The sequence below is a fragment of the Allosalinactinospora lopnorensis genome (genome assembly GCF_000981225.1).
Taxonomy (GTDB): Bacteria; Actinomycetota; Actinomycetes; order Streptosporangiales; family Streptosporangiaceae; genus Allosalinactinospora; species Allosalinactinospora lopnorensis.
This window is the reverse complement of sequence record NZ_LAJC01000050.1, coordinates 16,942-36,333: the sequence shown is the minus strand read 5'-3', so window position 1 is coordinate 36,333 and position 19,392 is coordinate 16,942. Positions and strand designations below refer to the sequence as shown.

The 19,392-nt window shown below is 67.8% G+C and carries 17 protein-coding genes and 2 pseudogenes; 10 read left to right on the top strand and 9 right to left on the bottom strand.

What is annotated here, in order from left to right; all coding sequences use genetic code 11:
- Nucleotides 1–33: 33 nt before the first annotated feature.
- The 3 genes and pseudogenes from VS93_RS17770 (at nt 34) to VS93_RS17760 (ending at nt 2,861) form a co-directional block, all read left to right on the top strand.
- Nucleotides 34–1,136: pseudogene (locus tag VS93_RS17770) on the top strand (glycerate kinase family protein).
- A 183-nt stretch (nt 1,137–1,319) separates the two neighbouring features.
- Nucleotides 1,320–1,670 carry a HesB/IscA family protein gene (locus tag VS93_RS17765; protein WP_046471032.1) on the top strand — a complete coding sequence of 117 codons (351 nt, stop codon included), beginning with the start codon at nt 1,320–1,322 and terminating at the stop codon, nt 1,668–1,670.
- A gap of 219 nt (nt 1,671–1,889) precedes the next feature.
- A complete protein-coding gene (locus VS93_RS17760; protein WP_046471031.1) occupies nt 1,890–2,861 on the top strand; it encodes a carbohydrate kinase family protein in 972 nt (323 codons plus the stop codon).
- A gap of 60 nt (nt 2,862–2,921) precedes the next feature.
- Here VS93_RS17760 and VS93_RS17755 read toward each other — a convergent pair whose 3' ends face one another.
- Nucleotides 2,922–3,698: a DUF2470 domain-containing protein gene (locus VS93_RS17755; RefSeq protein WP_046471030.1), complete on the bottom strand. Its 777-nt coding sequence runs from the start codon at nt 3,696–3,698 to the stop codon at nt 2,922–2,924.
- A gap of 75 nt (nt 3,699–3,773) precedes the next feature.
- On the opposite strand from VS93_RS17755, the gene rpsD reads away from it, so the two are divergent.
- Nucleotides 3,774–4,385 (top strand): 30S ribosomal protein S4, encoded by a 612-nt coding sequence (rpsD, locus tag VS93_RS17750; protein WP_046471029.1) that lies wholly within the window; start codon nt 3,774–3,776, stop codon nt 4,383–4,385.
- Nucleotides 4,386–4,478: 93 nt separating this feature from the next.
- On the opposite strand, the gene VS93_RS17745 is transcribed toward rpsD, so the two are convergent.
- On the bottom strand, nt 4,479–4,715 hold the full coding sequence (locus VS93_RS17745; RefSeq protein ID WP_046471028.1) for a sulfurtransferase TusA family protein: 237 nt from the start codon (nt 4,713–4,715) through the stop codon (nt 4,479–4,481).
- Nucleotides 4,716–5,128: 413 nt separating this feature from the next.
- On the opposite strand from VS93_RS17745, the gene ctaC reads away from it, so the two are divergent.
- From ctaC to VS93_RS17725, 4 genes are all read left to right on the top strand, one after another.
- Complete coding sequence (ctaC, locus tag VS93_RS17740) at nt 5,129–6,049, top strand: aa3-type cytochrome oxidase subunit II (RefSeq protein WP_449353794.1); 921 nt, start codon at nt 5,129–5,131, stop codon at nt 6,047–6,049.
- The gene (gene ctaD, locus VS93_RS17735) at nt 6,049–7,725 is read left to right on the top strand and encodes an aa3-type cytochrome oxidase subunit I (RefSeq protein ID WP_046471027.1); all 1,677 of its coding nucleotides are present in this window, start codon (nt 6,049–6,051) and stop codon (nt 7,723–7,725) included. Before ctaC ends, ctaD begins: the two co-directional genes overlap by 1 nt.
- A gap of 15 nt (nt 7,726–7,740) precedes the next feature.
- Nucleotides 7,741–8,166 carry a cytochrome c oxidase subunit 4 gene (locus VS93_RS17730; protein WP_046471026.1) on the top strand — a complete coding sequence of 142 codons (426 nt, stop codon included), beginning with the start codon at nt 7,741–7,743 and terminating at the stop codon, nt 8,164–8,166.
- Nucleotides 8,167–8,442: 276 nt separating this feature from the next.
- Nucleotides 8,443–9,723, top strand: coding sequence for a L,D-transpeptidase (locus VS93_RS17725; RefSeq protein ID WP_046471025.1), 1,281 nt, complete (start codon nt 8,443–8,445; stop codon nt 9,721–9,723).
- Between the two features lie 26 nt (nt 9,724–9,749).
- On the opposite strand, the gene qcrB is transcribed toward VS93_RS17725, so the two are convergent.
- The 4 genes from qcrB to ctaE form a co-directional block, all read right to left on the bottom strand.
- A complete protein-coding gene (gene qcrB / locus VS93_RS17720) occupies nt 9,750–11,657 on the bottom strand; it encodes a cytochrome bc1 complex cytochrome b subunit (protein ID WP_236700600.1) in 1,908 nt (635 codons plus the stop codon).
- Between the two features lie 3 nt (nt 11,658–11,660).
- Nucleotides 11,661–12,776, bottom strand: coding sequence for a cytochrome bc1 complex Rieske iron-sulfur subunit (gene qcrA / locus VS93_RS17715; RefSeq protein WP_046471024.1), 1,116 nt, complete (start codon nt 12,774–12,776; stop codon nt 11,661–11,663).
- Nucleotides 12,769–13,503: a cytochrome bc1 complex diheme cytochrome c subunit gene (gene qcrC, locus VS93_RS17710; protein WP_449353795.1), complete on the bottom strand. Its 735-nt coding sequence runs from the start codon at nt 13,501–13,503 to the stop codon at nt 12,769–12,771. The genes qcrA and qcrC overlap by 8 nt, the downstream gene beginning before the upstream one ends.
- Nucleotides 13,504–13,702: 199 nt before the next feature.
- Nucleotides 13,703–14,287 carry an aa3-type cytochrome oxidase subunit III gene (gene ctaE, locus VS93_RS17705; RefSeq protein WP_082126975.1) on the bottom strand — a complete coding sequence of 195 codons (585 nt, stop codon included), beginning with the start codon at nt 14,285–14,287 and terminating at the stop codon, nt 13,703–13,705.
- Between the two features lie 571 nt (nt 14,288–14,858).
- Here ctaE and VS93_RS17700 point away from each other — a divergent pair.
- Nucleotides 14,859–15,305, top strand: a complete 447-nt coding sequence (locus tag VS93_RS17700; protein ID WP_046471023.1) for a DNA-binding transcriptional response regulator — start codon at nt 14,859–14,861, stop codon at nt 15,303–15,305.
- Between the two features lie 70 nt (nt 15,306–15,375).
- A pseudogene (gene trpD, locus VS93_RS17695) lies at nt 15,376–16,427 on the top strand (anthranilate phosphoribosyltransferase).
- 11 nt (nt 16,428–16,438) lie between these two features.
- Here trpD and VS93_RS17690 read toward each other — a convergent pair.
- The 3 genes from VS93_RS17690 to VS93_RS17680 all read right to left on the bottom strand — a co-directional run bounded on the left by VS93_RS17690 (nt 16,439) and on the right by VS93_RS17680 (nt 19,353).
- Nucleotides 16,439–16,717, bottom strand: a complete 279-nt coding sequence (locus VS93_RS17690; protein WP_046471022.1) for an Lrp/AsnC family transcriptional regulator — start codon at nt 16,715–16,717, stop codon at nt 16,439–16,441.
- A gap of 46 nt (nt 16,718–16,763) precedes the next feature.
- Entirely contained in the window at nt 16,764–17,525 is a 762-nt protein-coding gene (locus VS93_RS17685) for a rhomboid family intramembrane serine protease (protein WP_046471021.1), read from the bottom strand.
- 109 nt (nt 17,526–17,634) lie between these two features.
- On the bottom strand, nt 17,635–19,353 hold the full coding sequence (locus VS93_RS17680; RefSeq protein ID WP_046471038.1) for a DEDD exonuclease domain-containing protein: 1,719 nt from the start codon (nt 19,351–19,353) through the stop codon (nt 17,635–17,637).
- Between the last annotated feature and the right edge of the window lie 39 nt (nt 19,354–19,392).

Genomic DNA, 19,392 nt, shown 5'->3' with positions numbered 1-19,392 from the left:
GCCGTGGCGGGCACCGCCGGGCACACTGGTGGCGTGCGTATCGTTATTGCTCCGGACAAGTTCGCCGGCACTCTCAGCGCGATAGAAGCCGCGCAGGCCATCGCCGACGGCTGGCGGCGCGTGCAGCCCGAGGCCGAGACCGAGCTCATCCCTCTCTCCGACGGCGGCCCAGGGTTCGTCGAGGTGCTGCACACCGCCCTCGGCGGGAAGATCCTCGGCCGGGAGGTCAGCGGTCCGCTGGGCGCGCCTGTCCGGGCCGACTACCTGCTGGACGGCGAGACCGCTACATCGAGAGCGCCCAGGCGTGCGGCCTGCACCTGCTCGCGGAAACGGAGCGCGACCCGTTGCGCGCCACCAGCCGCGGAGTGGGGGAGCTGGTCGGCCATGCCGTTGCCGAGGGTGCCCGTACCATCGTCGTCGGCCTTGGCGGCAGCGCCACCAACGACGGCGGCGCCGGAATGCTGGCCGCTCTGGGGGCCGTACCGGAGAGCGCCCTGGACGCGGGCGGCGCGGCTCTCGCCTCCCTGCCCGGCCCGGTCGACCTGGCACCCGCGCGCCGCGCGGTCGAGGGGGTCCGGCTGGTCGCGGCCACCGACGTCGACAATCCGCTGCTGGGACTGCACGGTGCGAGCGCGGTGTTCGGCCCGCAGAAAGGTGCCGATGACGATCAGGTGCAGCGCTTGGACGCGGCCCTCACCGCGTTCGCCGACGCCACCGACCCCTCCAGTGCCCTGCGGGACAGCCCGGGAGCGGGCGCCGCGGGCGGACTGGGCTACGGGCTGCTGCTTCTGGGTGGTGCCGTGGAGTCGGGTGTGGCCCGGATCCTGAGCGCCGTGGACCTCGCCGCCAAGGCCGCCTCGGCCGACCTGCTCATCACCGGTGAGGGCTCGTTCGACTCGCAGTCGCTGCGCGGCAAGCTCCCGCACGGCGTGGCCCGCACCGCCGCCGAGCACGGCGTTCCCTGTGTGGTGACCGCCGGGGTCGTCTCTGTGGGGCGCCAGGAGGTCGCCGCCGCGGGCATCACCGAGACCTACTCCCTCGTGGAGTCAGCGGGGTCGGTCGAGGCCGCGCTCACCAACTCGGCGGAGGAGCTGCGCAAACTCGCCGCGGACGTGGCCCGGCGCTGGCACCGGTGACCGGAGCCCGGTGTCCGGCGCCGCGCGTAATGGCGACATCGGGCCGGACGACCTAGTCTGGAGGGCAGCACCAATGCGCGTTCCGCTACTGGCAGGAATGAAGGGCGGGGCTTCGGTGTTGAGAGACCGACGCCCGACCAGGCCGCAGTGGCGGCCGGCACCCCGTTTTGGAGGATTTAGCACATGACGGTTCAGAGCGAGGCCACCGCGCAGGGGGTCATCCTGACTGACGAGGCATCGAGCAAGGTCAAGGGCCTCCTTGAACAAGAGGGGCGGGACGACCTCCGGCTCCGTGTCGCCGTCCAGCCGGGTGGGTGCTCGGGGTTGCGGTATCAGCTGTTTTTCGACGAGCGCGAGCTTGATGGCGATGTGGTGGCCGAGTTCGGCGGTGTCGAGGTGGTCACCGACCGGATGAGCGCCCCCTACCTCGTGGGTGCCACGATCGACTTCGTGGACACGATCGAGAAGCAGGGCTTCACCATCGACAATCCCAACGCGACCGGGTCCTGCGCCTGCGGGGATTCCTTCAACTAGAACTACCGGAAGCAGCACCGTCACCGGTGTTTCGGCTTCCGCGGCGACGTGTCAGGCCCGTGTGGTACGCACCGCACGGGCCCGCGTCATGTTTTACCACGTCAACAGCGTTTTTCGTGGTTACGGCGCTGGAAATGGGGAGGGCGCCCTCTGGTGCCTCCACCGCCGCTGGGTACTCTTGAGGCTCGTCCAGAAACCGACTCAAGGGAGCCCCCCGCAGTGCGCATCGCGGTTACCGGATCCATCGCCACCGATCACCTAATGTCCTTCGAGGGACGGTTCGCCGAGCAGATCGTCGCGGACCAGGTTGAGCAGGTCTCGTTGTCGTTCCTGGTCGACGAGCTGGAAGTGCGGCGCGGCGGTGTCGCCCCGAACATCTGCTTCGCCATGGGGCGCCTCGGTCTGCGGTCCCTCCTCGTCGGCGCGGCGGGCGCCGACTTCGCGGAGTACCGGTCCTGGCTGGAGCGCCACAACGTGGACACATCCGGCGTGCACATCTCCGAGCTGCGGCACACCGCGCGCTTCGTCTGCACCACCGACCGCGATCACAACCAGATCGCATCGTTCTACGCGGGCGCCATGTCAGAGGCCCGCAACATCGAGCTCGGGCCGATCGCCGAGGAGAACGGCGGCCTGGACCTGGTGCTGATCGGCGCCAACGACCCTGAGGCGATGGTGCGGCACAGCAACGAATGCCGCGAGCGCGGCATCTCGTTCGCGGCCGACCCCTCCCAGCAGCTGGCCCGCATGGACGGCGGCGCGGTCCGCGGTCTGATCGACAGCGCCACCTACCTGTTCACCAACGAGTACGAGAAGGCGCTCTCCGAGCAGAAGACCGGCTGGAGCGAGGACGAGATCCTCGGCCGGGTGGGTACGCGCATCACCACGCTCGGTGGCAAGGGCGTCCGGATCGACCGCAAGGGCGAGCCGTCGCTCCAGGTTCCCGCGGCCGCGGTCGACAAGAAGGTGGACCCCACGGGCAGCGGTGACGCCTTCCGCGCCGGGTTCCTGGCGGCTCTGTCCTGGGGACTGACGATGGAGCGCGCGGCCCAGGTCGGTAACGCGACGGCCGTCCACTGCCTGGAGGTCGACGGCCCGCAGGAGTACGAGCTGAGCAAGGAGAGCCTGCTGGAGAAGATCACCCGCTCGTATGGCGCCGAGAGCGCCAACGAGGTCCAGCCGCATCTGTGAGCCGTCCGCGCTCGCCGAGAGAGGCCCTGCCGGCCCGCGCCGGCGGGGCCTCGGCTTCTGTCAGGGGCGGGTAGCGGGATCGTGGTGCGCCATGAGGTCGTGCAGTGCGCGTTCGAGCTGGCAGGGAGCGGTGGCGGGGGCGCTCCACGGTACCCGGGCCAGGGTCGGGTGGTCGCCGTCGATCGGATTCACCCACAGCGTCACGCCGTGGCAGTCGAGTTCCCAGATCCATGCCGCCCCCTGGGGCGCATCGGGCAGTCGCCGCAGTGACGCGCTCAGCTCATCGCGGTGACAGTCGTTGACGTGGTGCAGGATGCGCTCGGCCGGCCCGGTCAGCGGGTGCGGCGCGGCGGCGCGGAAGTCGGCGCCGTCGATGATTCCCGCGGCGTCGTAGGTGTGGTAGATCACGCTCGCGGGTTCGACCCGTGCGAGCAAGGGGGCGTCGGCCGCGGAGCCGTCGACCGCGGCGAGCAGTTCCTTGTCGGGCTCGCGCTTCCACACGGCCAGGGCCGCGTCGTGGCGTTCACCGGCGGGCACGACCGATATCCAGCCTTCGCACCACAACCGAGCGCGTACAGTAGGGGTGTGACCCACGTGCCGCAGCGCGGACAGATCGACGCCGATTGCGAGGTCGGCGGTTCCGTGCCGGGTCGTCCGTAACACTTCGTGCAGCGGATGACCGGCATCGATCATCAGAACCACGCGGCCGGCATGCTCGACCGCCCCGCGCACGCTGAAACGCGTGCCGGGTTCATCGGCCAATGCCGCCATGGTGGGGGTCGCCGTGGAGGCAAGGGAGCGGATCCGTTCGATCGTGGACGGGCTGGGCTGTCGCATGACACCTCCTAGACTTAGGCAAGCCTTACCTAGGATTCCCGATTTTTCAAGAGACTCAAAGACGGAGGACTATCAATGCGCTACACCGGACCAAAGGTGCGGTTGTCCCGGCGCGCCGGTACCCCGCTGACCCGTAAGGCGGTCAGCTACTTCGAGAAGCGGCCCTACCCCCCGGGTGAGCACGGCCGCCGCGTTCGCCGCTCCACGAGCGACTTCGCCGTCCGGCAGGCCGAGAAGCAGAAGATGCGCTGGTACTACGACGTGTCGGAGAAGCAGCTTCTGCGGATCTACGAGAACGCCAAGAAGCGCTCCGGGCGTACTGGTGAGGAGATGATCGCCGAGCTGGAGCTCCGGCTCGTCACGGTCGTTCTGCGGGCCGGTCTCGCGCCGTCGGTCTATGCCGCGCGGCAGTATGTCAACCACGGCCACATCACGGTGGACGGCAAGAAGGTCGACATCCCCTCCTACCGTGTGAAGCCGGGGCAGGTCATCGGAGTCCAGGAGAAGTCCCGGAACATGGTCCCCTTCGTCGAGGCCGCCGAGGGTGTGCACGCCGACGAGAAGATCGCCGGCTACCTCGCCGTGAGCCACAAGGACCTGCGCATCGCGGTCGTCGACCGTCCCAAGCGTGAACAGGTCCCGGTGCCGTTCGACGAGCAGCTCGTCGTCGAGTTCTACGCGCGCTAGGAACCCCCGGGTTTCGCGCCGAGGGGCGCGGCCGCCGTCGACGGCGGCCGCGCCCCTCGGCCGTGCCGGCCGGGTTCGGAGCAGTCCGCGCCGTTAGTACGTGCGCCGGATGTGGAACGCGCTGCCCCGCGCCAAGGGGACCTCCGCCACGAACTCCTGCATCTTCATCCGGCACCACGAGGGGATATCGGTCTTGGCCGCGGGGTCGTCGGCTGTGACGGCGATGACAGAACCGATCGGAACCTCCTGGATACGCCCGGCGAGCATGATGATCGGAATCGGGCACTTCCGGCCGATCGCCTCGATGGTCAGCAGCGGCTGCTCCGGCACTGGCTCTCCTCACCTATCTGGCTCGTACTCCATTCTTTACCCATCCGGATGGCTAACCGGCACCCGGTGAACGGCACCGCGAAACCAGCGATACGCTCGCCTTAGTCCGCTTGTAGAGGGCGGTCCCGCGGTGCTGCCGGACCGCGGGACCGCCCTCGCAGCGGAACGGACGACATGGGCGAACCCGACGAAGGTCGGCGTTGCCGGCGTAGCGCCTCATCGGGAGGGGAGTGGGAGCCCTCGCCGTGCCCCCCGCCCCGTACTCCGGCGAATGAGCGTGAAGCAACACGCTGACCAGGCATCCCCGGGAACCGGGCCTCCAGCGGTTCGCGATAATGTTGCCCGTTGACAAGCTTCGGATATACGACCTGCTCGCGCGTGAAGCGCGGGCTTCACCGCTGGGAAGGCAATCCGTGATTCCGACCCGCCATAGGAATCGGCGCTCCGCGCTGCGCCGATGGGCACCACGCGGCGCCGCGCTCGCCGTGCTGGGGCTAGCCGCGACCGGCTGTGCGTCGAACGAGCTCGCTCGTTTGGGTGTGCCGGAGCCGATCACCGAACAGGGCGAGCGTGTCCTCGCGCTCTGGCAAGGTTCGTGGGTGGCGGCGTTCGCGGTCGGCATTCTCGTGTGGGGATTGATCATCTGGTCGGTCATCTTCCACCGCAAGCGCTCCGAGCAGCTTCCGCCGCAGGTGCGCTACAACATGCCCATCGAGGCGCTCTACACCGTCCTGCCGATCGTCATCATCGCGGTCCTGTTCTACTTCACCGCGCGAGACCAGACCTATCTGTTGGAGACCGACGAGCCGGCCGATGTCGACATCGAGGTCGTCGCCTTCCAGTGGAGCTGGAAGTTCAACTACCTGGACGACAAGCGTGAGAACGGCGGCGAGACCCAGTTCTCCACCGTGGGCACCCCCGGGGACGTTCCCACGCTCGTCATCCCCGAGGGGTCGGTCGTGCACTTCGACCTGACGTCTCCCGACGTCATCCACTCCTTCTGGATCCCGGCGTTCACCTTCAAGCTCGACGTCATCCCCGGCCAGGACAACCAGTTCCAGGTCAGGGTGAACGAGGGGACCGCCGGCGAGTACGAGGGCCGGTGCGCCGAGCTCTGCGGCGTCGACCACGCCCGCATGCTGTTCGACGTCGAGGTCATGGAGCAGGACGACTACGCCGCCTGGGCCGCCGAGCAGGAGGCGCGGGCCCCGGCCGATCCGGAGGAGGAAGCGGGGCCGGTGGAGGAAGCCGGCGAAGGAGGGCAGCCGCAGGCTCGCGAGGAGGACGCCGAGGCCGACGCCGCCGCTGATGCCAATGAGGAGGCACGGGACTGATGACGACGACGGAAACCCAGACCCGCGTCGCGGCCCCATCCAGGCCCGTACGCCAAGGGTCGGTCATCGTCAACTGGCTGACGTCGACCGACCACAAGGTGATCGGGTACATGTACCTGCTCACCTCGTTCGGCTTCTTCCTGTTCGCGGGGATCATGGCGCTGCTCATCCGCCTTGAGCTCTTCGCTCCGGGAATGCAGGTCATGACGCACGAACAGTTCAACCAGCTGTTCACCATGCACGGCACCATCATGCTGCTGCTGTTCGCGACCCCCCTGTTCATCGGGTTCTCGAACATCATCATGCCGCTGCAGATCGGGGCGCCCGATGTGGCGTTCCCGAGGGTCAACCTGTTCTCCTACTACCTGTTCCTCTTCGGCGGCCTGATCGTCGTGGCCGGCTTCCTCACCCCGGGAGGCGCGGCGAGCTTCGGCTGGTTCGCCTACACCCCGCTGTCCGACGCGGTCCGCTCCCCGGGCATGGGCGGTGACCTCTGGATCATCGGCCTGATCGTCAGCGGTCTGGGCACCATCCTCGGTGCGGTCAACTTCATCACGACCGGCCTGTGCATGCGGGCACCCGGCATGACCATGTTCCGGATGTCGATCTTCTCCTGGAACACCTTGCTGACCAGTGTTCTCGTGCTGATCGCGTTCCCGGTGCTGACCGCCGCCCTGATCGCCCTGGGAACCGACCGGATGCTGGGCACCCAGGTCTTCAACCCCGAACACGGCGGCCCCATCCTCTGGCAGCACCTGTTCTGGTTCTTCGGCCACCCCGAGGTGTACATCATCGCGCTGCCGTTCTTCGGTATCGTGACCGAGGTCCTGCCGGTGTTCAGCCGCAAGCCGATCTTCGGCTACAAGAGTCTGGTAGGGGCGACGATCGCCATCGCCGGCCTCTCGGTGACGGTCTGGGCGCACCACATGTTCCCGACCGGTGCGGTGCTGCTGCCGTTCTTCTCGTTCATGACCTTCCTCATCGCGGTTCCGACCGGTGTGAAGTTCTTCAACTGGGTCGGCACGATGTGGCGCGGGCAGCTCGTCTTCGCCACACCGATGCTGTTCTCGATCGGCTTCCTGGTCACATTCCTGTTCGGCGGGCTTACCGGCGTGCTGTTGGCGTCGCCGCCGATCGACTTCCACGTGACCGACAGCTACTTCGTGGTGGCGCACTTCCACTACGTGGTGTTCGGCACCGTGGTCTTCGCGATGTTCGCCGGGTTCTACTTCTGGTGGCCCAAGTTCACCGGGAAACTGCTCGACGAGAGGCTCGGCAAGATCCACTTCTGGCTGCTGTTCTTCGGTTTCCACGGCACGTTCCTGGTGCAGCACTGGCTGGGTGCCGCGGGCTTCCCGCGCCGCTACGCGGACTACCTGCCCGAAGACGGCTTCACGCAGATGAACCAGCTCTCGTCGATCAGTTCGTTCGTCCTGGGGGCGTCGACCCTGATCTTCTTCTGGAACGTGTGGGTCACCCACAAGAACGCCCCCAAGGTCGAGGTGGACGACCCGTGGGAGTACGGGTGCTCGCTGGAATGGGCGACCTCCTGCCCGCCGCCGCGGCACAACTTCACGTCGATGCCGCGGATCCGGTCGGAGCGTCCTGCCTTTGACCTGCACAACCCGCACGCCGCCGCTCCCGGAGCGGTAGTCCGACCGATGAGCACGAAGTAGGCGGGGGAGCTCACCATGAAGATGCAGGCATACCTGTTTATGGGCACTTCGACCTTCTTCGGTCTCGTCGCCGCCCTTTACGCCTACTGGGCGTGGACGGACCTCGGATCGATCGAGTGGACCGGCACCGTCGCCCTGATCGTCTCCATCGGTTTCGGTTGGATGATCGGGTTCTGGCTCTGGCAGGCGGCCCGGCGCAGCGAGCGCTACCACGGTCCGGCTCCGGAGGAACGCCTTGACGGCGAGATCCCGGAGAACGCCGGTGAATACGGCTTCTTCAGCCCGCACAGCTGGTGGCCGCTGTTCACCGCATTTGCCGTGGCCTTTACCGCGTTTGGCGTGGCCATCGGCTGGTGGATGGTGTTCATCGGTATGTTCGCCGTGATCCTGACGGCTATCGGCTGGGTATTCGAGTACTACCGTCGGGAATTCCAGCACTAAAGACCGGAGCCGTGGGCTGGCCCACACTGTCCGTTACCAAGTCAACCCTGGCCTGTCGGGGATTTCGTGATGAGATCACCAATAGGCCAGGGTATTCTTTTGGTGCGGCCCGCCCCCCTTGCCGGGATCTCTCCTTATTCGGCCGCTCTTGTCGTACTTTTCGAAACTTTTCCGCTCGGCCACGCGTCCAATAGGGAACACCTGCAGGAAACACGTGCTGGTAGGTCGAGCTGGACGCTGGAGGTTGCACGCGTGAAGGGCAGCAGCGTATTTCCCTTGGCCTCTCGTCATCTGGGTGCCGGGCTGGCGACCCTGACTCTCGTCCTGACCGCTGCATGCTCCGGGGCCGGCGACGCGGACCCCGCTGGAGCCGGCGGTGACGATGGGGAGCCGGTCGCGGTCGACATCTCGCCGGAGGACGGTGCCGAGGACATCAAACCGAACCTGCCGATCACCGTCGACGCCGGGGACGCCACCATTACCAACGTCGACGTGGAGCAGACCGGCGGCGAGGTGCCGGACGAAGGGGAACAGGGCGACGAGGACGCCACCGGCATGACCGGGACGCTCAACGAAGAGGAGAACGTCTGGCTCAGCGACTGGACCCTCTTCCCGGGAGCCGATGTCACGGTCACCGCGACCGTTCAGAACGAGAACGGCGAGGATTCGGAGGCTGTCAGCAAGTTCAGCACGCTGCCGGCCACCGACGGCCAACGGCTGGAGCTGGAGTCCAACTTCCCGACCAGTGGCGACACCGTCGGTGTGGGGATGCCGGTCATCGTCAACTTCGACCTGCCGGTGCAGAACAAGAAGCAGGTCGAGAACGCCATCGAGGTCACCTCCGAGGAGGGGATGGAGGGGGCCTTCAACTGGTTCGGCGATCAGATGGCGGTGTTCCGGCCGAAGGACTACTGGGAGCCCAATCAGGAGATCACCGTCGACCTGCGGCTGGCCGGGGTCGAGGCCAGCGAGGGGGTCTACGGGACCCGGAACCACCAGATGAACTTCGAGGTCGGCCGGGAGATGATCAGCACGATCGAGGATTCGGAACACACCATGGTCGTGGAGCGCGACGGCGAGGAGATCAAGGAGTTCCCGATCAGCAACGGTGACGCCTCGAAGGAGGTCTACACCACTACCAGCGGCGTCCACCTGACGATGGAGAAGTACGATCACCTCGTCATGGACTCCGCGACCGTGGGCATCCCGAAGGGGCACCCCGACTACTACAAGCTGGACGTCGACTACGCCGTCCGCATCTCCAACAGCGGCGAGTTCACCCACTCCGCGCCGTGGAACAACCGGCTCGGCGAGTCCAACGAGAGCCACGGCTGCACCAACATGGCGCCCTCCGACGCCAAGTGGTTCTACGAGGAATCACTCATGGGCGACCCGGTCATCATCAACGGCACCGACCGCGAGCTTGAGGTCGACAACGGCTGGGGTTTCTTCCAGCGTTCCTGGGAGGAGTGGCTGGAGCACAGCGAAACCGGTGAGGCGCACAAGACCGACGGCAAGGGGACGCCGGGCTCGGTGCACGCCGAGACCGACGAGTAACCCGGGCCATATCCGACGCAGGGGCCTCAGAATCCACCAGGTGGATTCTGAGGCTCTCGTCGTGTTTCACGGGAGAAAGGGGGCGGTCGGAGCTGTGAGGGGTGCTGTGGGCGACTGAGGGCGGCCTGGTGTTTCGTTCTCGCCGCGGGTGGCGGACCGACCTGGCGGCCGGCCCGGTCGGACGCCCGGAGCCCCGTGGGGAAGCGTTCCCCGGCATGGCAAAGGCCCGGCCGCAACTGTCTGCGGCCGGGCCTTTCGCGTCCCGGGTGCTCAGCGGCTCCCGGCGGTCTCCTGCGCTCGATCTCCTCCCGCTCGTGCTCAGGGGGGTGACCGCGGTGCAGTTCGGCGCCCTCGAAGGAGACGTTGTCCTTCGTGTACCAGTGGGACAGCCAGGCGCGGAGCCTGCCCACCAGGCTGCGGGACTCCGGTGACTCGACACCGTGCTGGTCGATGGTCACCGACCGCTGGGCCGCGAGGATCTTCTCGCGCTCCAGCTTGCTCTCCAGGACGCTCACCGTCTCCTCGGAGGGCTCCCGATGCACCTCGATGAACTCGCCGCTGGGCAGTTGCTGGATGATGCCGCTCTCGTAGCCGTGCTCCAGCGTTTCCAGGTCCCGCCGCTGCAGGCCCAGGCAGATGCGCTTGGCGATGATGAAGCCGAGGATCGGCCCGACGATCAGCGCCACCCGGAAGAAGTACGTCGTCCAGTAGAGGCTGATATGGAAGGTCTCGGCCAGAACGTCGTTCGAACCGGCCGCCCAGAGCACCCCGTAGAAGACCACGCCGGCCACGCCCAGACCGGTGCGGACCGGGGCGTTGCGCGGGCGGTCGCCCACGTTGTGGTGGCGCTTGTCGCCGGTGATCCACTGCTCCATGAACGGCCAGACCGCAAGGGCACCGAAGATCAGGCCGGGGATCACCAGTCCGGGGACCAGCACAGCGGTCGGAACCGCGTAGCCGGCGATCTGGAAGTCGAACCAGTTCGGGAAGATCCGCAGCGACCCCTCCATGAAGCCCATGTACCAGTCGGGCTGCAGCCCGGAGGTGATGGACGTGGGGGTGAACGGGCCGAACAGGTGGATCGGGTTGACCTGCACGAACCCGCTCATCACGGTGGTCACGGCGAACGTGAGGAAGAAGAACCCGCCAGCCTTGACCGCGAACGCGGGGAACATCGGCGTGCCGACGACTTTTCTGTCCGTGCGTCCGAGCCCGGGATACTGCGTGTGCTTCTGATGCCAGAGGATCAGGACGTGCAGCACGATCAGTGCCAGCAGGATCCCCGGTATCAACAGGATGTGCAGCATGTACAGCCGCGTGATGATGTCCTCGCCGGGGAACTCCCCGCCGAAGAGGAACATGCTGAGGTAGGTTCCGATCACCGGGAGCGCCAGGATGACGCCCTGCAGGATGCGCACGCCCATGCCCGAGGGCAGGTCGTCCGGGAGCGAGTAGCCGAAGAGGCCCTCCACCATCGCCAACGCGAAGATCGCGATACCGATCAGCCAGTTGATCTCGCGTGGCTTGCGGAACGCGCCGGTGAAGAACACCCGGAGCATGTGCACCACAAGGGCGGCGACGAAGATCAGCGCCGCCCAGTGGTGGATCTGCCGGATGAGGAACCCCCCGCGGACATCGAAGTCGATGTACAGGGTAGAGGCGTAGGCCTCGCTCATCGCGACACCGTTCAGCCGCTCGTAGGAGCCGTCGTAGACGATCTCCGCCATGCTCGGCTTGAACCAGAGCGTGAGCCAGATACCGGTGATGATCAGGATGATGAACGAGTACAGCGCGATCTCGCCCAGCATGAACGACCAGTGGTTCGGGAAGACCTTGCGCAGGTTCTTCTCGCCGGTCTTGGCCAGGTGGAACCGGTCGTCGATGTAGTTGCCGGTGTTGCGGAGGGCCTTAGGGGCGTCCGTGTTCGTGCTCATCGGTTAGTCACCCTTCTCCGCGTCCCAGAAGGTAGGCCCGACCGCGGTGGGGAAGTCCCCGTTCGCGATGAGGTAGCCCTCGTCGTCCACTGAAATCGGAAGCTGGGGGAGCGGCCGGTGGGCGGGCCCGAAGATGACCTTGGCGCCGTCGGCGGCGTCGAAGGTCGACTGGTGGCACGGGCACAGGATGCGGTGCGTGGTCCGCTCGTACAGCGCCGCGGGGCAGCCGACGTGCGTGCAGATCTTGGAGTAGGCAACGATGTTGTTGTACGTCCAGTTGAGCTGCTGCTGCGTCATGCCGGGCTTCCAGTCGTTCTCCGGCATCTTGATCAGGATGACCGAGGTCTTCGCCTGCTCGTTGAGGCTCAGGCCGTGCGGGTGTTCCGGCGTCGGCTCGACGTAGGGCAGCGCGGAGATCATCCCGCCCGGCTCGTTCTCCAGGTCCTCGGCCCGCAGTCTGCGGTGCGTTCCCTCGGCCACCATGTGCATGCCCTGCTCCCACATGGTGTGCTTCAGCTTGTCGCCGGGCAGTGGGCCGGTGTCGCGCAGCAGCACGATGGGAGCGATCCCCAGCGGCGCCATGGCCAGGAGCAGGGTGCGCCGCATCAGCGGGCGCTTGGTGAACCCGCTCTCGTCGGCGCCCTTCATGAAGAACTCGCCGAACGAGCGCTTCTCCTCCGGCGGGGAGGGCAGTTCGTCGTAGGGCGAGGACACCTCGTAGTGCGGCATCACCCGGCGCGCCCACACGGTCATCCCGGCGCCGATCCCGAACAGCGAGAGAGCCAGGGTGCCGCCCAGGGCCATGGTGGAGTACTGGCCGATCTGCGGGTCGGCGATGGCCTCCGGCGGGAACACGAAGAAAGCCACGATGAAGCCCACTCCGGCCAGGAACGCGATGGTGAACCACAGCGAGGCGACCTTCTCGCCTCTGCGCTGCTCCTCCTCGGAGTGCTTGTGCGTCTCGGAGGCCGGGTACGGGCCGTCGTGCTCGCGCTGCGGGTGCGGATCCGCCGCGCCGGCGACTATGGCGTCGCTCTCGGCGGACGAGGGGGTACCGATGACCCGCTCATTGGGTCCGGCACCTGCCTCGGTGTCGTGTTTGGTGGTGTTATCAGTCATGGGCTCGCTGCTTCGCGGTGATCCAGATCGCGCATGCCACGATCAGGCTGAGACCGACGGTCCAGCCGATGAAGCCTTCCGCCACCTGGCCGACCCGGTTCAGGGCGAAGATTCCGCCGGCGTTCGGCTCGTTCTCCAGGGTCAGGAAGTGGGCGATCAGATCCTGCTTCTCATCAGGAGTGATGGTCTCGTCGTTGAAGTAGGGCATCGCCCCGGGGCCGGTGACCATGGCCTCGTAGAACTGACGCGGGGAGGCCTCGCGCAGGTCGGGCGCGAAATTGCCGCCGGTCAGCGCACCGCCGCCACCGGACCAGCCGTGGCAGTGCGCGCAGTTGGTCAGGTAGAGCTTCTCGCCCGCCGCGGTGTCGTCGGCGCCCTGGACGTAGGCCCCGACCGCCTCCTCATACTCGGCCTTGGCTTCCTCGTACGATTCCTCGTCCCCGTACTCGGCCCGCCGGGGCATGTTCCCCGGAACGCCCTCGGGCACCGGCGGCCCGGCGACACCGATCTCCTCTTCATAGTAGGCGACCAGGTCATCGATCTGCTCCTGGGTGAACACCGGGGGTTTCCGCGGCATCTGCGCATCCGGGTTCATGGACGGCATGCGACCGGTGCTCACCTGGAAGTCGATCGCTGCGCCCCCAGAGCCGGTGATGTCCGGGATGTTCTCCTGGCCGGTGCCCTTGCCGTCGAGGCCGTGGCAGCTCGCGCAGCTTTCGGTGAAGATCTGCCTGCCTGAGCGATGTCGACCTGATCGTCATTCTCAGCCTCGGCGGCGAGCTCCTGCGCCTGGGCCCTGTCGGTCTCGGGTGCTACGAAGGCATACCCCAGCCCGAAGAGCGCGAGCGCGAGTGTGACGACGACATAGCCCGCTAGGGGATGCCGTCGCCGCGCGGTGATCCATTTCACGGTTTCCCCGTTCCGGGTTACTGGATGAAGTAGATGGATGCGAACAAAGCGATCCAGACCACATCGACAAAGTGCCAGTAGTAGGACACGACGATGGCACTGGTCGCCTGCTGGTGGGTGAAGCGCTTCGCGGCGTACGTGCGTCCCAGCATGATCAGGAACGCCACCAACCCACCGATGACGTGAAGGCCGTGGAACCCCGTGGTGAGGTAGAACATCGATCCGTAGGCGCTGGACTGCAAGGTCAGGCCCTCGTGGACGATGAGCTCGTAGTACTCGTAGGCCTGCCCCAGAACGAAGGTCAGGCCCATGAGGAACGAGACGTAGAACCAGAAACGGAGTCTCTGCACGTCACCACGCTCTGCGGCCCAAACGCCGGCCTGCGCGGTGAAGCTGGAGGCCACCAGGATCACGGTGATGCCGAGTGCCCACGGAACGTTGAGGTGGGCGCCCGGCCAGTCGCCGAGGGCGGGATCCCCCTTGGTCACCGATCGGATGGTGAAGTACATCGCGAACAGCGCCGCAAAGAACATGAGTTCGTTGGCCAACCACACGATGGTGCCAACGCTCACCAGATCAGGTCGCTTAGCCGCACCATGCATAGGTGCTGGGTGAGTTTCTTGGTTCGCGGTTGCTGTCGCCACGGGAGCATTATTGCGGTATCTGACGAGGGGTGTTGCACGACCCCCCGTTTGATGTGGGATCACCCGTGGCTGCAGGTCCCTCTACACAGGGCCTGCCCCGATGCTGAACCGCCTCTCGACCGCGGGACCATGCGGCCGCTCGCGGTATCTTATCCGCCAGCGGTTCCGGTGCTTCCCGCGGGGGTCGGCGCTTCCGCAGCTCCGCGGGCCCATCGCGGCCGGGGCGGTGGTCCGGCGCCGAACACGCTCCGCAGGGGACAGAGGGGCCGGATCACTCCACCACCCTGCTCCGTCTCGCGGACCCGGCATGGTCACCGGTGCGTCGTCGGTGGCATCCTGTCGTGTCGAAGGTCCCAGGGCAATAAGCTCGGAATGTGGTGTACCCGGTCGCGCTGTTCTCGGCGCCGGCGGATGCGCCACGGGGCAGAACCCCGCAGACCGGGCGACCAGGGCGGTCGGCACGGCCGCGTGCCGGACGGACGGCGGCCTCGCGCGTGCGGGGATGATCCGATATGAGGGACGGTTGAGCATGGCGAACAACGGCTCGGAGGTCGTGGGGCAGAGCCCGAAGATGCGCGTTCTCATCTACAGCGACAACGCGGACGTGCGCGAGCAGGTTCGCCTGGCCATCGGGCGCCGTCCGGCCGCGGACGTCCCCAAGGTCGAGTTCCTGGAATGCGCCACCGCCCCCGGAGTGCTCAAGCGCCTGGAGGACACCAGCCTCGGCGTCGACGTCTGCGTCTTCGACGGCGAGACCACGCCGGCCGGCGGGATGGGCGTGTGCCGCCAGGTGAAGGACGAGATCTTCCAGGGCCCTCCGGTGCTCCTGATAATCGGACGGCGCGACGACGGCTGGCTGGCCGCGTGGTCGCGCGCCGACAAGGTCATCACGCACCCCATCGATCCGGTCGCCCTGGCCGAGTCGCTGGCCGAGCTCATGCGGCAGCGCGCCGCCGGCTCTCCGGCCCTCCGGTAGCCTGCGGCTCAGGCGTACCCGCCGGTGGAACGAGTGTTCCGCCGTACCACGAACACCCGAGGACGGACACGTGAGCTCCCCGACGCGGACCTGGGCCGACCTGATCACCACCCTGCTCAGCGGTGCTTCCCTCTCCAGGGCGGAGACCGAGTGGGCCATGAACGAGATCATGTCGGGCTCGGCCACCGACGCCAGATCGCCGGCTTCGCCATCGCGCTGCGCGCCAAAGGCGCGGATGTGGAGGAGGTCACCGGGCTGGCCGAGGGGATGCTCGCCAACGCCGTCCAGATCTCCGTTCCCGGCCCCACGACGGACATCGTCGGCACCGGAGGCGACCAGGCGCACACCGTCAACGTCTCCACGATGGCCGCGATCGTCGCGGCGGCGGCCGGGTGCAAGGTCGTCAAGCACGGCAACCGCGCCGCGTCCTCCTCGTGCGGCACGGCCGATGTGCTGGAGCGGCTGGGCGTCCTCATCGACCTGCCGCCGCACCACACCGCGCGGGTGGTCGAGCAGGCCGGGATCACCTTCTGCTTCGCTCCGCTGTTCCATCCGTCGCTGCGCTACGCCGCCAAGCCCCGGCGCGAGCTCGCGGTGCCGACGGTCTTCAACTTCCTCGGCCCACTGACCAACCCGGTCCGGCCCACGGCCGGCGCGGTCGGAGTCTTCGACGAGACCATGTGCGCGACCATCGCCGGCGTCTTCGCGCAGCGGGGAACGTCGACCCTGGTCTTCCGGGGCGACGACGGTCTCGACGAGCTCACCACGACGACCACGTCCACCGTGTGGGTGGTCAAGGACGGTACGGTCCGCCAGGAGACGCTGGACCCCGCGGACCTGGGCATCGGCCGTGCGGAGCCCGAGGCGTTGCGCGGCGGTGACGCGGACCGCAACGCCCGGGCGGTACGCGACCTCGTCGCAGGGAAGCCCGGCCCGATCCGCGACGCCGTCCTGCTCAACGCCGCGGCCGCGATCACCGCAGCCGACGGACTCCCCGGCACCCTGGTCGACTCGCTGCGGGCCGGCTACGCGAGGGCCGCCGAGGCGGTCGACAGCGGGGCCGCGGCGGCCACCCTGGACCGCTGGATCGAGGTCAGCGGCTCCTACGCCGGGCAGGACTAGCGCGGCCGTCCTCAGTCCATTCCGAGCGAGAACGCCGACTCCAGATCGTGCTGGGAGTAGGCGCCGAAGGCGATGTGGGTGTCGGAGGAGAGCACACCGGGCACCCTGTTGACCCGGCCCGGGATGATCTCGGCGAGCTCCTCGTGCCTGCGCACCCGGACCATGGCGATCAGGTCGATGGTGCCGGTGACCGAGTAGACCTCGCTGACACCGTCGATCGCGGCGATCGCCTCGGCCACGTCGGGGATGCGGTCGATGTCGGCTTCTATCATCACGATCGCGGTGATCAATGGGCCTCCTGGCGTCGGGTCCGCGACTCTCACGGTGGGAGGCACGCTAGTACACGTCGGAGAGGCGGGTGCCGGACCGCCAGCGGGTGCGGTGGATGAGCAGTCCGCCGATCACCCCGGCGATGAAGCCGTAGACGTGGGCCGCGTAGGCGACACCCGTCTCCCCGCCGGGGAACAGCGAGATGCTGATGTAGAGGTAGTACTGCAGCACGAAGTACGTTCCCACCAGCGCCCACCCGGGCAGGCGCACCGGGATCACGAAGAAGACCAGGGTGGTGACCCGGCTGCGGTACTGGACCACCAGGTAGGCCCCGAGGACGCCGGAGATCGCGCCCGAGGCTCCCAGGAGCGGCACTTCGGCGCCGGCCTCGGTAATCGCGAAGGCGTATGTCGCGAGGATTCCCGCGACCGTGTACAGCCCCAGGTAGCGGAAGCGGCCGAGGCGGTCCTCCACCACCGGCCCGAACACGAACAGGTAAACCATGTTGCTCAGCAGGTGAGCGACGTCGCCGTGCAGGTACATCGAGGTGATCGAGGAGACCCACGGGATCTTCGTGAAGTCGCTTCCCGGGCAGTCGGTGGCGCCGCTCAGCTGTTCCCCGCTCAGCAGCTCAGCGGGGATGGCGGCCCAGCGGAACAGGTAGACGTCCATCGCGCAGGCCCGCGCGAGGAGGTCCGGACCGTACCAGGTGGCGATACCGGACAGTGGCGAGAGCAGGTAGACGGTGACGTTCGCGGCGATGAGCAGGTAGGTGACGGCCGGGACGCGGCGGACCGGGTAGTCGTCGCTGAGCGGTATGCCTGCCATCTGGGTCGTGATCCGTCCGTTGCCGTGAGCGGTGCTCTGGTTGACCTGCCTGCGGGCTTCTCCGTGGCTCAGCGCGGTGCCGCCGGCGCGTTCTCACCGACCGGGAGGCTCACCTCCGGGTGGAGGAGGGGGCGCGGTCCCAGTCTGTGAGGCCACGGTACCGTTCCGCGCCGTTGATCGGGCATGTCCAGGGACGGTCGAGTTCGACCAGGCGGACACCGGGGGATTCGAGCCAGCGCAGTACACACTCCATCTCCTCGGCCCCGGCCCGAGGTGCCGGACCGGGGCCGGGGAACACGGTCTCCGCCGCGGCCGCCAGCGCCCGCAGATAGGCGCTCGGGTCGGTGCCCTGACGCAGCACGCCGGCCCCGGCCAGGCGGCCGTGGCGGACCACGCACATCTCCCAGTCGGGTCCTTCGGGGCGGGCGGCGACGAGGTGCGGGATCTCCGCGAGTGCGGAGAGCCGCTGGGCCCGCGCCGCTGCTTTCAGGAATGCCGCCAGCCGGTCGCGGTAGAGGGCGGCCTCCTCGAACCGGAGCTCGGCCGACAGCACCGAGATCCGGTCCGTGAGCGCGCCGACCACCCGTCCGGCGTCACCGGTCATGGCTTCGCGTGCGGCCCCGGCGTGCTCGGCGTACTCGCCGGGCGACTCCCGGCCCTCGCAGGGCGCTCCGCACTTGCCGATTTCGGCGAGCAGGCAGGCCGACACGGGCTTCCCCGGTGAGAAGCGGTGCGTGCACTGACGCAGCGGCAACGCGTGGTGCAGGGCCTCGCGGGCCAGTTCGGCCTCGCGGGAGGACCGGAAGGGGCCGACCACAGGCGCGCCGTCGCCGTGGACGGCGCGGACGATGGACAGCCGGGGGTAGATCTCGCGGGTGAGCTTGAGCCAGACGGAACGTTCGGGGTTGCGCGAGCGGCGGTTGTAGGGCGGTTTGCGCTCGGCGATGAGCCGGAGTTCCCGAACATCGGCTTCGAGCCCGATCGTGCAGGGGATCGGGGTGACGCCCTCGACAAGAGGGATCATCTCCCGGATCCGGCCCCGGGTCTCGGCGGCGGTGAAGTAGGAGCGCACGCGTTTCCGCATGTTCGAGCTCTTCCCGACGTAGAGGGCGTCGCCCTTGGCGTCGGTGAAGACGTAGACCCCGGGTGACTCCGGGACGTCGTCGGCGAGGTGGCGTTTGCGGCGCTGGACGGCGGTGGGAGCCGAGCGCAGGCGGCGCAGTTCCTCGAGGGTGTCGACACCGAACGAGCCGAGCCGCTCGAACAGCCCGTGCAGGATGCCGACGGTGGCGCGGGCGTCGTCCAGCGCGCGGTGCGTGGGCTGATCGGGAACGCCGAAGAACCCGGCGAGCGTGCCGAGCTTGTGGTTGGCCACCTCGTCGCGTGTGACGAGCCGGCGGGCCAGCACGACGGTGTCGACAACGGGCGGAGCGGGCCACTCGTACCCGTGCTCGGCGCAGGCGGCCTTGAGGAAGCCGACGTCGAAGGGGGCGTTGTGCGCGACGAGGACCGTCCCTCGGTCCAGAGCGGCGAACTCCAGGAAGCTGGGCAGCACCGCCTCGATGGGCGGCGCGGTGGCCACCATGGCCTGGGTGATACCGGTCAGCAGAGTGATGAACGGAGGGATGGAGGTCTGAGGGTCGACGAGCGTGGAGTACTCGCCGAGGACGTCGCCGCCGCGCACCTTCACCGCGCCGATCTCGGTGATCCGGGCTTCGCCGGGGCGTGCCCCGGTCGTCTCCAGGTCCACGATCACAAACGTGCAGTGCGACAGCGGCGTCCCCAGGTCATCGAGGGTGCCCTGGAGATGTGGGCGCTGGTCAGTCACCTGGACAGGGTAAACGCGGGTGCCGACGGGCTTGTGCCC

Bases quoted from the DNA above. Each gene is read 5' to 3' on its own strand.
- VS93_RS17765 (WP_046471032.1), top strand. From the start codon at position 1,320: ATGACGGTTCAGAGCGAGGCCACCGCGCAGGGGGTCATCCTGACTGAC.
- VS93_RS17755 (WP_046471030.1), bottom strand. From the start codon at position 3,698: ATGCGACAGCCCAGCCCGTCCACGATCGAACGGATCCGCTCCCTTGCC.
- rpsD (WP_046471029.1), top strand. From the start codon at position 3,774: ATGCGCTACACCGGACCAAAGGTGCGGTTGTCCCGGCGCGCCGGTACC.
- ctaD (WP_046471027.1), top strand. From the start codon at position 6,049: ATGACGACGACGGAAACCCAGACCCGCGTCGCGGCCCCATCCAGGCCC.
- VS93_RS17730 (WP_046471026.1), top strand. From the start codon at position 7,741: ATGAAGATGCAGGCATACCTGTTTATGGGCACTTCGACCTTCTTCGGT.
- qcrB (WP_236700600.1), bottom strand. From the start codon at position 11,657: ATGAGCACGAACACGGACGCCCCTAAGGCCCTCCGCAACACCGGCAAC.
- qcrA (WP_046471024.1), bottom strand. From the start codon at position 12,776: ATGACTGATAACACCACCAAACACGACACCGAGGCAGGTGCCGGACCC.
- ctaE (WP_082126975.1), bottom strand. From the start codon at position 14,287: ATGCATGGTGCGGCTAAGCGACCTGATCTGGTGAGCGTTGGCACCATC.
- VS93_RS17700 (WP_046471023.1), top strand. From the start codon at position 14,859: ATGGCGAACAACGGCTCGGAGGTCGTGGGGCAGAGCCCGAAGATGCGC.
- VS93_RS17685 (WP_046471021.1), bottom strand. From the start codon at position 17,525: ATGGCAGGCATACCGCTCAGCGACGACTACCCGGTCCGCCGCGTCCCG.